Source organism: Streptomyces sp. NPDC000941 (assembly GCF_053599555.1).
In genome coordinates this window covers 1-11,446 of the sequence record NZ_JBSFMM010000299.1, presented here as the reverse complement: position 1 = coordinate 11,446, position 11,446 = coordinate 1, and the positions used below count along the sequence as shown (strand labels likewise).

At 70.7% G+C, this 11,446-nt stretch carries 10 protein-coding genes and 1 tRNA gene; 4 read left to right on the top strand and 7 right to left on the bottom strand.

Features of this window, described 5'->3' with window-relative positions:
- Positions 1–160: 160 nt before the first annotated feature.
- Positions 161–631: a GatB/YqeY domain-containing protein gene (locus ACWDSL_RS48330; protein WP_450495486.1), complete on the bottom strand. Its 471-nt coding sequence runs from the start codon at positions 629–631 to the stop codon at positions 161–163.
- A 77-nt stretch (positions 632–708) separates the two neighbouring features.
- Between ACWDSL_RS48330 and ACWDSL_RS48325 the strand changes: the two genes are divergently transcribed.
- Positions 709–1,638 carry a metallophosphoesterase gene (locus ACWDSL_RS48325; protein WP_450495484.1) on the top strand — a complete coding sequence of 310 codons (930 nt, stop codon included), beginning with the start codon at positions 709–711 and terminating at the stop codon, positions 1,636–1,638.
- Between the two features lie 140 nt (positions 1,639–1,778).
- A tRNA-Pro gene (locus ACWDSL_RS48320) sits at positions 1,779–1,852 on the top strand.
- An 88-nt stretch (positions 1,853–1,940) separates the two neighbouring features.
- On the opposite strand, the gene ACWDSL_RS48315 is transcribed toward ACWDSL_RS48320, so the two are convergent.
- The 3 genes from ACWDSL_RS48315 to ACWDSL_RS48305 form a co-directional block, all read right to left on the bottom strand.
- Entirely contained in the window at positions 1,941–2,549 is a 609-nt protein-coding gene (locus ACWDSL_RS48315; RefSeq protein WP_450495482.1) for an AraC family transcriptional regulator, read from the bottom strand.
- 99 nt (positions 2,550–2,648) lie between these two features.
- Positions 2,649–3,182: a hypothetical protein gene (locus ACWDSL_RS48310; RefSeq protein WP_450495480.1), complete on the bottom strand. Its 534-nt coding sequence runs from the start codon at positions 3,180–3,182 to the stop codon at positions 2,649–2,651.
- 164 nt (positions 3,183–3,346) lie between these two features.
- On the bottom strand, positions 3,347–4,213 hold the full coding sequence (locus tag ACWDSL_RS48305) for a VOC family protein (RefSeq protein WP_450495478.1): 867 nt from the start codon (positions 4,211–4,213) through the stop codon (positions 3,347–3,349).
- 341 nt (positions 4,214–4,554) lie between these two features.
- Here ACWDSL_RS48305 and ACWDSL_RS48300 point away from each other — a divergent pair, with 341 nt between their 5' ends.
- Positions 4,555–5,844: a cytochrome P450 gene (locus ACWDSL_RS48300; RefSeq protein ID WP_450495477.1), complete on the top strand. Its 1,290-nt coding sequence runs from the start codon at positions 4,555–4,557 to the stop codon at positions 5,842–5,844.
- A 179-nt stretch (positions 5,845–6,023) separates the two neighbouring features.
- Here ACWDSL_RS48300 and ACWDSL_RS48295 read toward each other — a convergent pair whose 3' ends face one another.
- Positions 6,024–7,448 carry a hypothetical protein gene (locus ACWDSL_RS48295; RefSeq protein ID WP_450495475.1) on the bottom strand — a complete coding sequence of 475 codons (1,425 nt, stop codon included), beginning with the start codon at positions 7,446–7,448 and terminating at the stop codon, positions 6,024–6,026.
- 157 nt (positions 7,449–7,605) lie between these two features.
- Between ACWDSL_RS48295 and ACWDSL_RS48290 the strand changes: the two genes are divergently transcribed.
- Positions 7,606–9,567, top strand: a complete 1,962-nt coding sequence (locus ACWDSL_RS48290; protein ID WP_450495473.1) for a prolyl oligopeptidase family serine peptidase — start codon at positions 7,606–7,608, stop codon at positions 9,565–9,567.
- Here the strand turns inward: ACWDSL_RS48290 and ACWDSL_RS48285 are convergent.
- Positions 9,470–10,330 carry an SURF1 family protein gene (locus tag ACWDSL_RS48285; protein WP_450495472.1) on the bottom strand — a complete coding sequence of 287 codons (861 nt, stop codon included), beginning with the start codon at positions 10,328–10,330 and terminating at the stop codon, positions 9,470–9,472. The two genes, ACWDSL_RS48290 and ACWDSL_RS48285, sit on opposite strands and share 98 nt — an antisense overlap.
- A 134-nt stretch (positions 10,331–10,464) precedes the next feature.
- Complete coding sequence (locus ACWDSL_RS48280; RefSeq protein WP_450495470.1) at positions 10,465–11,343, bottom strand: hypothetical protein; 879 nt, start codon at positions 11,341–11,343, stop codon at positions 10,465–10,467.
- Positions 11,344–11,446: the final 103 nt, after the last annotated feature.

The window sequence follows — 11,446 nt, the reverse complement described above, 5'->3', positions numbered from 1 at the left end:
CCCTCGCTGCGCGCCGCGCTGCTCTGGGCGGGCCCCCACACCGGCGTCGCGGCCCACACCGATTTACACTCCTACGGGGCCCCGGACACTGTCCGGGCCCGCTTCGTCTTCTCGCTCAGTGCCGACCTCAGTGCCGACCTCAGTGCCGACCCCGGGGGTGTCAGCCCGCGGCGAGCCGCCGCTTGACCGCGGCGGCCACCCGGCCGCCCTCGGCCCGGCCCGCGACCTTCGGGTTCACGATCTTCATCACGGCGCCCATGGCCCGCGGCCCCTGCGCACCACCCGCCGCGGCCTCCTGTACGGCCTCCGCCACCAGCGCGTCCAGCTCCTCGTCCGTGAGCTGCTTGGGCAGATACTCGGCGAGCACCACGCCCTCGGCCTGCTCCCGCTCGGCCTGCTCGGCCCGCCCGCCCTGCGCGAACGCCTCAGCCGCCTCGCGCCGCTTCTTGGCCTCGCGCGCGATGATCTTCTCCACCTCGGCATCGGACAGCTCCCGGGCGGTCTCGCCCGCGACCTCTTCCTTCTGGATCGCGGTGAGGGTCAGCCGGAGCGTAGAGGAGCGCAGCTCGTCACGCGTCTTGATCGCTGCGGTGAGATCGTCCCGCAGCCTGGACTTGAGCGTGGTGGTCATGTCGTCGAGTCTGCCAGCCCTGGCCGGGAATCACCCGAAGATTTCTCGCCCGGCCTCGGTCTGCGACCATGGTGACCATGCGCGCGCGATACGGAGTACCCCTGGGAATCACGGCGGTCGGCGCCGCCGGCCTCGTCTATGCCGCCGGCTTCGAGGTCCGGTCCTTCCGCCTCCGACGGGTGACCGTCCCCGTACTGCCACGCGGTATGCGGCCGCTGCGCGTCCTCCAGGTCTCCGACATCCACATGGTCAGCGGCCAGCGCAAGAAGCAGCGCTGGCTCCAGTCCCTCGCCGGGCTCCGCCCCGATTTCGTCATCAACACGGGCGACAACCTCTCCGACCCCGAGGGCGTCCCCGAGACGCTGGACGCGCTCGGCCCGCTCATGGAGTTCCCGGGCGCGTACGTCTTCGGCTCCAACGACTACTACGGCCCCAAGCCGCGCAACCCCGCCCGCTATCTGGTGGAGAAGGCGCACGGCAAGCACGGCCTGAACGGCAATCCCCCCGTGGTCGGCGCGATCCACAACCCCTGGAAAGAGCTGCGCGACGCCTTCGACGCGGCCGGCTGGGTCAATCTGTCCAACGCCCGCGGCCGGCTGAAGCTGGACGACGTGGAGATCGCCATGACCGGCCTGGACGACCCCCACATCAAGCGCGACCGCTACGGCGAGGTGGCCGGCGGCCCCGAATCGGACGCCGACCTCTCCCTGGCCGTCGTCCACGCGCCCTACCTGCGCGTCCTCGACGCCTTCACCGCCGACCGCTACCCCCTGATCCTCGCCGGCCACACCCACGGCGGCCAGCTGTGCATCCCCTTCTACGGCGCCCTCGTCACCAACTGCGACCTGGACGCCCGCCGCGTCAAGGGCCTCTCCACCCACCACGCCGCCGGCCACACCTCCTACCTCCATGTCTCCGCCGGCTGCGGCACCAACCGCTACACCCCGGTCCGCTTCGCCTGCCCCCCCGAGGCCACCCTCCTCACCCTCACCCCACCCACCCCCTGACCCCCTCCAGCCACCCCGGCCGCTCCCCCGGCACCTCCCCGACACCCGAGCGGCCGGGCTCACCCCGCCCCGACCTGCGAGACCGCGAAAACCGGATTTCGTCTCTGGGCACGGGTCCGCTAAAGTAGAGCTCGTTGCTTCGGGGTGTAGCGCAGCTTGGCAGCGCGCTTCGTTCGGGACGAAGAGGTCGTGGGTTCAAATCCCGCCACCCCGACACATGACAGAGGGCCTGGTGCGAAAGTTGCACCAGGCCCTCTGTCATGTCTGAAGCATGCCTGAAGCAGCGGGCGTCAGCGCGGCGGTCAGCGCAGGGCGGCCTCGCCCGCTTGGACGGCGTGCATGGCGCGCTCGATGGTCGCCTGGTTTTCGCCGACCGGAGCCACGTAGTCGAGGACGTCGCGCGCGGCGGCCTCGCCGAGCGCTCGGGTGATCACCCATGTGGCGAGGTATTGCGATGACAGGCAGCCGCCCGCCGTGGCGATGTTCCCCTCGGCATGGAAGGGGGCGTCCAGCACGGTGACGTCGCAGGCTTCGACAAAGGGCCTGCTCTTCATGTCCGTACAGGCGGGCATGGCGTCGAGCAGCCCGAGGCGGGCGAGCACCAGCGCGCCGGAGCACTGCGAACCGATCAGCTGTCGCGCGGGGTCGAGCGGCAGCCTGGAGAGCAGCCGCTCGTCGGCGACCACCTCACGCGCCTTCACCCCGCTGCCGATCAGCACGACGTCGGCTCCGGTCACGAACTCCATGGGGCGCTGGCCGGTCACCTCGACGCCGTTCATGGACGTGACGACCGGGGTCGGCGTCGTGATGAAGGCCTCCAAGCCGTCCTTGCGGCACCGGTTGATGAGTGCGGAGGCGATGAAGCTGTCGAGCTCGTTGAATCCGTCGAAGGTGACCACCGCTACCTGCATGACATCCCCTCAAATTACTGAAGTGGAAGGCCAGATTCTCAGGCGCCCGGTGCCCGGGTCGCGGGCCAATCGGCGGTCGGTGGCTCGCTCGTTCAGGAGTCAGGCCGAGATGAGCCGAAGGATCGCGGTGCCGTCCGCCCCCGCCACCACCTGGAGTACGACCGCTCCGGCCACCTTGTCCGGCGGCGGTCCCCCCATCCCGCACGAACTGCTGCTGCCACCGCTGCGGAAGACGGCGACGCAGCCGCTGCCATCGCCGCTCGCCCCTCCGCTCGTCTTGCTGTTCCCCGAGGTCACCTTGTAGTCGACCGCGTTCTTGCCGACCTTCGTCAGGGCCAGCTCCGCCGGACCGTCCGGGAGCTTGATACGGATCGTCACCGGCTTGGTCACCGCGATCTCGCAGTTCCCGTCGGTGCACGCCTCGGGGTTGCTCCCGTCGGCCGCGGTCACTGCCGGGGACGGGGTGGACGTGGTGGGAGAGGGGCTGTGCGAGGCATGGGAAGCCGAGGGTTTGGCGGTGTCGGTGCCCTCGTCCGAGTCGCCGCATCCCGCCGCGGCCAGCGCGGTGACCGTGGCCAGCAGGACGCGGCCGGCCGCACGTCGCGTGCGCCCCACCGTGGTCGGATCCGACATGGCATGCCGCCCTTCACATCTCATCCGGAGTCGGTAGTCGCTGGTCGGGAATCCGGAGCCAGGCAGCGAGCTTACGGTCCGGCGATCGGGAGGGGTCCCCACGCAATGCCCGCACACTCGGCCATTGACGCCATCGTCAGCACCAGCCCTGCGCGGGCACAGGCTCAGGGGCCGGCTTCGCGGGATTCCGCGCTGTCCCGTTCCGCGTCGTGCAACGACTCCGCGTCGTGCAACGACTCCGCCTTGTACGACGACTCCGCCTCGTCCCACGATTTCGTCGCCTCCGTGGTCGTCGTCGCCGACGCCGCGATGCTGAAGAGTCCGCCCTCCGGGTCGCGGAGGGCCGCGATACGGCCGTACGGGGTGTCGGCCGGGGCGGAGATGATGCCGCCGCCGAGGGCGGTGGCCTGGGCGGCGACGCGGTCGACGTCGTCGACGCAGAAGTAGACGTGCCAGCGGGGGCGGACGTTGGGGTCGGGGGTGGCCTCCAGGGCGCCGCCGCGCAGGCCCGCGACGGCTTTGCCGTCGATGTGCAGGACCACGCGGTCGTGCTCGAAGCGGACGTCGCAGCGGTCCTGGCCCTGGGCGTCCCAGCCGAAGACGTGGCCGTAGAAGAGCGCGGCCTCGAAGGCGTCGCGGGTACGCAGTTCGAGCCAGACCGGGGCGCCCGGTCTGCGCTCGCCCCACCAGGCGGAGGTGAGCTCGCCCTCCCAGATGCCGAAGATGGCGCCGTCCGGGTCGGCCGCCCAGGCCACCCGGCCGCTGCCGAACTCCAGCGGCCCGACCGCGACGGTGCCGCCACGCTCCCGCGCGCGCCAGGCGATCTCGTCGGCGCTGTCGGCCGCGAAGTAGGTGGTCCAGGTGACGGGGAGGGTCACACCGGTCGCGGCCGGGACGCCCATGCCGACGGTCGGGGCGCCGTCCGGGGTGAACGCGATGGTGTAGCGGCCGTGGCCGTGGCGGCTGGGGCGGAAGTGCCAGCCGAAGAGGTCGCCGTAGAAGGTCTGGGCGCGGTCCAGGTCGGTCGCCATGTGGCTCACCCAGCACGGCGCGCCTTGGACGGCGCGGAATCGCTCCCGCCGCTCCCGCCTCTCCACGCCCGCTCACCTCACTCCGCCTCCGCGTGCGCGGACTGGTTGTCCTCACCGCCCGCGCGCGGAGCGGTTGCCGATCCGCGTGCGCGCAGCCCTCACCGTTCGCACATGATGCCCGATAGCTCCACTTTCCTCCGTTTTTCCAGGGCGCGCCACCTCGGCCGAGCGCCGGGGCGTACGCCGGGCGGTGCGCCGACGCACCCACTGTGGCGCATCACACCAAGTGCGCCACGGAACGCATTACGGACACCCGGCCAAAGCAGGGCAGTATTGCGGCCATGTCGAATCTCCGCTCAAACATCGTCGGCTGGCTGGGTCGCAAGTACTTTTCGAGAATTCAGAAGTCCGGGTTCGATCTGTCCAAGATGTCGTTTTTGCCGAGCGCCACGCTGGCCCCGCTGCGACGCAATGGCCTGGACCCCCTGGACGAATTGGCCCGTACTCGGGCAAAGGAGCCCATAAGCAAGCTTCCACTGCCTTTCGGAATGAAGGGCTGGCTTGTCACCGGATACGACGAGACCAAGGCCGTACTGGGCCGGGTGAACGGATTCAGCTCCGATTTCACCAACCTCGCGGAGAAGAACATCGGCATCGCCCCACAGCAGAATCCAGGCGGCCTCGGCTTCAGCGATCCACCGACACATACGAGACTGCGCCGCCTGCTGACGCCGGAGTTCACCATGCGCCGGCTCAGCAGGCTCACTCCGCGTATCCACTCCATCGTCGAGGAGCGGCTCGACGAGATGGCCGCGATGGGCGCGGCCGGGGAACCGGTCGATCTGGTGCAGTCCTTCGCCCTCCCCATCCCCTCCCTGGTCATCTGCGAACTGCTCGGCGTGCCGTACGAGGACCGGGAGGACTTCCAGCAGCTGAGCTTGGCGCGATTCGATCTGTTCGACGGGGCCGACACCTCGTTCGGCGCGATATCCGACTCGCTTTCGTATCTGCTCGACATCGTCAAGAAGCAGCGCGAGTCGCCCGGCGACGGGCTGCTCGGGATGCTGGTGAAAGAGCACGGGGACAAGATCGACGACCAGGAGCTGGCCGGGCTGGCCGACGGGGTGCTCACCGGCGGCTTCGAGACGACCGCGAGCATGCTGGCGCTCGGCACGCTGGTACTGCTCCGCAACCCCGAGCAATTCGCGGAGATCCGCGACAACGACGACGTGGTCGACCGGTACGTCGAGGAGCTGCTGCGCTACCTCACGGTCGTCCAGGTGGCCTTCCCCCGGTTCGCCAAAGAGGACATGGAGATCGCCGGTACGAAGATCTCCAGCGGCGATCTCGTGCTGTGCTCGCTGAGCGGGGCCAACCGCGAGGAGAAGCTCGGCCCGGACATGGAGCGGTTCGATCCGCACCGGCAGACCCCGTCCCACCTCGCCTTCGGCCATGGCATCCACCGGTGCATCGGCGCCGAGCTCGCCAAGATGGAGCTGCGCGCGGCCTACCCCGCCCTGGTGCGGCGGTTCCCGGAGATGCGGCTGGCCGTCCCGCAGGAGAAGCTCGCGTTCCGGAAGCTGTCCATCGTGTACGGCGTCGAGGCGCTGCCGGTGACGCTGAAGAAGTAGCCCGCCCCGACAGCCCTCATGAGGCCCTCATAGGAACTCATAAGGCCCTCATGCACACTGGATCATCTGCCGGGTGCCCCGCGTGGGCGCCCGGCGGGGCGCTTGTGGCGGAGCCCGGCAGGGCAGGGCGACAGGACTGGGCAGGGCAGCGGGGTGGGGCGGCAGGGTGGGGAGGCGGCTCAGCGGTACGGGTCGTCCCGGCCTGGGTCCGTGCGCCCGCCGGGGTCCCTGCCCCCATCCGGCAGGTCGTCATACTTGAGACTCCCAGGGCCGTCCACGAGCTGGCGGTGCATGACCGAACTGCTGCCCCGCAGGTCGAATTCCTGGGCCAGCCCGGTCCGGTGGAGCCGGCCCATCTCCTCATCCGAGAAAGTGACCCCGGCTATCTCGGTCTCCTTTCCGGAATCCCAGTTGTAGCGGTCCCACGCGTTGAGCTGGTAGTCGAGGCCCACGTGGGGCTTTCCGTCGGCCCCGGGCGTCACCGTGACCACACCGCTGACATTCGTCATGACCGAGCCGACAGCCAGGTACCAGTTCTCATTGCCCGACCGGCTGAAGCGATGGGGACTGTTCACGGTCTCCACCGGGATGGCGACCGGCCTGCCGCCGCTCTTCTTGAATTCCGCCAGCCCCGCCTCGCGCCATTTGTCCTCGTAGTCCACGAGGGCGTTGATAGTCGTGCCGCGAAACGCGTCGTCGCCTTTCATCATCTCATCGATGGGCAAATCCAACGTCGTGCCGGAATTATCCAGGTAATGCATCAGATTCCGCGCGGCGGCGTCCATCCCCGCCAGCGAGGCACCCTCCGCCAGCATCTTGGCCTTCTCCAGGGTGACCCGCTCGCCGAAACCGGGGGACTCGACACCGTGCCGGCCCGACCCCGCGTCCGGGGAGATCTGCCTGATCCGCGGGGACAGGACCCCCGCCGCCACGAGGTCGTCCTTGTGGGCCGCCCAGAGCTCGGCGCGCGACGACGAGCTCAGGGACTCCCACAACCGACGCAACTGTGCGCGCTGCTGTGGCGTCGCCTTGTCCCCCAACGAGGCCAGCTCGACCGCGCGGGGCGCCATGTCCTCATCGAGTGAGGTGTAGACGGCGTGCCCGGCGTCGTGCCGGTCCTGGCCATGGCTGGCACGCAGGGCGCGGCAGACGGCGGCGTCGATCTCCGCGGCGTAGGTGACCAGCCCCGTGATGGTGTCGGCGTACCACTTGATCAGGTCATGGGTGCGCTGGCTGTCGCTGTCGATGTTGCACAGCATCTCGGACACCCGCACCGAACCGTCACCCGAGTCCTTAACCAACAGTCCGGGCTTCTCCTTGGCCGCGTCGGAGGCCAGTTTTCTCGCCCGCAGCTGAATGTCCCGCAGCTCGATGCTCGCATCGTCCAGGACGCTCCAGATGCTCTTCGCCTCCCGGTGCAGATCCCGGAGCTCCTTCGCCGTCTTGCGGACGAATTCCCGGGTCACCGTGGCATTGAGACCGGCCCATTTCGCGGCGTCCGACTTCCGCACCAAGCCCCGGTCGGCATCCGTCCGGAGCCTTTCGAGACCGCTCACCACGGTCTTCCAGTCGGCGACCGCCGCGGCCAGCTTCCCGAGGTCCATTTCGAGGAGATTCGTATAGGTGAACGCCGCCACGTTTCTCAGCCCCCGTATCACTCCGCGCCTCGCTTCACGCGGATCGCTTCACGCATACGGAGTGATCCGCACGTTAGCAAGGATCACGGCGATCGGCGCCGGTCCGATCGGGTTTGATGGGGGGATGAGTGATGCACAGACCATCCCCGATCGGCCCGATCAACCCGATCAGCCCGATTGGGAGAAGCGCTTCCGGGCCCCGCGCGTCTCGCTGCCCGACTGGGCGGAGGACGCGCCGGACCGCGCGCTGTTCGTGTCCAACGCGACGGGGACGTACGAGCTGTACGCATGGGACCGGGCGACCGGAGCGCAGCGCCAGGTGACCGACCGGCCGAACGGTACGACGGACGGGGTGCTCTCCCCGGACGGCCAGTGGATCTGGTGGTTCTCGGACACCGACGGCGACGAGTTCGGGGTGTGGAAGCGCCAGCCGTTCACCCCGGGCGAGGGAGCGAAGGCGGCCAAGGGGGACGGGGCGGCCGGCGAGGCCAAGGAGGCCAGTGAGACCAGGGAGGCAAGTGAGGCCAGTGAGGCCAAGGAGGAGAGCGCGGCGGACGAGCCCGCGACGCCCGGCCTCGACCCCTCCTACCCGGCCGGCCTGGCGCTCGGCCGGGACGGCACCGCGGTCGTCGGGCGGTCCACGGACGAGGACGGCTCCACCATCCACGTCGTACGGCCCGGGGCCGCGCCCCAGGAGATCTACCGCCACCGGGAGTCGGCCGGGGTGGGCGACCTGTCGTACGACGGGACGCTGATCGCCGTCGAGCACACCGAGCACGGCGACGCCATGCACTCGGCCATCCGGGTCGTACGGCTGGACGGCACGCCCGTCGCGGAGCTGGACGACACCAAGGGCGGCACGGAGGAGCTGGGCCTGGCCGTCATGGGGTTCGCACCGGTCGCCGGGGACAACCGGCTGCTGGTCGGCCACCAGCGGCGGGGCCGCTGGGAGCCCATGGTGTGGGACCCGGCGAGCGGCGTGGAGACGGCGCTGGCCATCGACCTGCCCGGGGACGTCGGCGCCGACTGGGTGCCGGACGGGACGGCGCTGCTGGTCGAGCACAGCTACCAGGCGCGCAGCGAGCTGTGGCGGTACGACCTCGCCTCCGGCGAGCTGACCCGCCTCGACACCCCGTCCGGCACCATCTCGGGGGCGACGGCGCGGCCGGACGGCACGGTCGAGTTCCTGTGGTCCTCGGCGGCCGAGCCGCCGCAGGTGCGGTCCACCAGCGGACGGGTGGTGCTCGACCCGCCGGGGCTACGGGCGCCCGGGTCGGTGCAGGTCACCGACGCCTGGGTGGCGGGGCCCGGCGGACAGGTGCACGCCCTGGTGCACAAGCCCGCGGGCGAGGGCCCCTTCCCGACCGTCTTCGACATCCATGGCGGGCCGACCTGGCACGACAGCGACGCCTTCGCGGCGGGCCCGGCGGCCTGGGTGGACCACGGCTTCGCGGTCGTACGGGTCAACTACCGCGGCTCGACCGGGTACGGGCGGGCGTGGACGGACGCGCTGAAGCACCGCGTCGGGCTGATCGAGCTGGAGGACATCGCGGCCGTGCGCCGGTGGGCGGTCGACTCGGGGCTCGCCGACCCCGAGCGGCTGGTGCTGGCCGGCGGCTCATGGGGCGGCTATCTGACGCTGCTGGGGCTCGGGACCCAGCCCGAGGCGTGGGCGCTGGGGCTCGCGGCGGTGCCGGTAGCGGACTATGTCACGGCGTACCACGACGAGATGGAGGCCCTGAAGGCGATGGACCGCACGCTGCTGGGCGGCACGCCGGAAGAGGTCCCCGAGCGTTTCGAGGCCTCCTCACCGATCACGTACGTGGACGCGGTACGCGCGCCGGTCTACATCTCGGCGGGGGTCAACGACCCGCGCTGCCCGATACGGCAGATCGAGAACTACGTGGAGCGGCTGGCCCGGCGCGACGCCCCGTACGAGGTGTACCGGTACGACGCGGGGCACGGCTCACTGGTGGTCGAGGAGCGGATCAAGCAGTTGCGCTTGGAGATCGAGTTCGCTCAGCGTCATCTTCCGCCCCGGCCGGATCAGCCGGAGCAGCGGCAGCCGGGGGCTCCGACGGGATGATCCCGAGCGCCAGGTCGCGCGCCGTCTCCGCCTCGCGGCGGAACAGCCGGAACCACATGAACACGACGAAGCCCGCGAAGACGAACCACTCTCCGGTGTAGCCGAGGTTCTGGAACGCCTTGAGATCGAGCCCGGTGCCCTCCGCCACGACCGGGGGCACCGGCTTCAGGGCTCCGGGGGCGGCGGTGGAGGTGATCCACGCGTCGTGCACCCCGTACGGCACGAGGTTCACCAGCGAGGCGGCGTTGATCATGCCCAGCTGGCCGCGCGGCAGCCCGCCCCTCGCCTGCACCCCTTTGCTGCCCGAGTACTCGGACGCCTGCAGCGTCCCGGTCACGGTCACCTCGCCGCCCGGGGGCGCGGGCACCTTGGCGGCGTCGGCCTTGTCGTCGGCGTCGCCGGGGAGCCAGCCCCGTACGACGGGCAGCGCCTTGCCGCCATCCGTACGCAGCAGCGTGAGCACGTAGAAGCCGTCGCGGTCGTCCAGCCGCCGGTCCGGGACGAGCAGTTGGTGCGCGGCGTCATAGCGCCCGGTCGCGGTGGCCGACCGCCCCACGGTCTGGTCGGTCACCGGCAGCAGCGAGCGCAGCGGCTCGGCGGTGTCTTCGGTGTCCGACGCCTTGTCCTGCTGCTTGTTGTGGGTCTCGACGCGCGCTTCGAAGCGGCTGAGCTGCCAGCTGCCCATGAAAAGACAGACCGGGATGGCCAGCACGGTGAAGACGTTGATCACCCACCAGCGGGGCGTCAGCAGAAACCGATACACACCCCAACGGTACGGGCCCGGCGCCGCGAGCCTGGCGCCGGGGCCTGATACCGGGGGCAGGCCGGTGCGGCTTACGCACCGACCCGCGCGGCTTACGCGCCGGCCCGTCCGGCTTACGCGCCGGCCCGTCCGGCTTACGCGCCGGCCAGGACCCCCGTGCGGTAGATCGTCCCCGCGCACGCGCCGCTGAGCGTCACACTCGCCGCGGCCGGCTCGCCGGCCTCGGGCGTATAGCTGAGCAGGACGCTTCCGGCCGGCTGCTCACCACCGTCACCGCCTCCCCCGCCGCTGCCACTGCCCGAGCCGTCGCCCGGACCGTCCGTGGGCCCGCCGTCCGCCCCGTCGGCCGAGTCCGGCGTGGGGTCGGGGGTCGGCGTGGTGCTGGTGTTGGAACAGCCGGAGGTGCCGCCGCCCGACTGCGGGATCCAGGCGAACTGCACCTCGTACACCTGGCCGGGCTTCAGGATGAGCTGGCCCGGCGCGGTGGACGGGTCGGGCAGACCGGTGGCCGCGTCGCCGGAGGTGTGGTCCACGACGAAGATCCGGGAGCTGTCCGCGCCGCCGACCGCGCTCGGACTGATGCTGCCGCCGCCCACGACCGTGCACGGGGTGCCGGAGATGTTCACAACCCGGAACGAGCCGTAGATCCGCCCCTCGGCGTCGGCCACCCCGGCCGTCCCGGAGGCGTTTCCGAGCTGGGGACGGGAACAGGTGGGCGAGGTGGCGTTCAGCGTGCTGGAGGGGTCGGGGGCCACGCCGCCCGAGTCGTCTTGCGGCTTCTTGGTCGGGTGGTCCTTCTTCCCGTCCTCGCCTTTGTCGCCCTTGTCCTCGCTCCCCTTGCCGGAGGGCGGGCTGGTCTCCTTCCCGCCGCTGCCCTCGCCGTGCTTGTCATGGCCGGGATCGGGGGTGCGCCGGCTGCTGCCGGCCATTTCAGGGCGAGCGTCCGAACCGCCGCTGCGGGCGACGTGGACCAGCGCGGGAAGCGCCGCACCGCCGAGCACCACCGCCGCCACGGCGCCGACCAGCGCCTGGCGGCGGCGTGGCCGAGGGTGGTCACGAAGTCGAGCTTGGGGACGAAGTTGCGGGGGGAGTGGCGCAGCACCATCAGCACTTTGC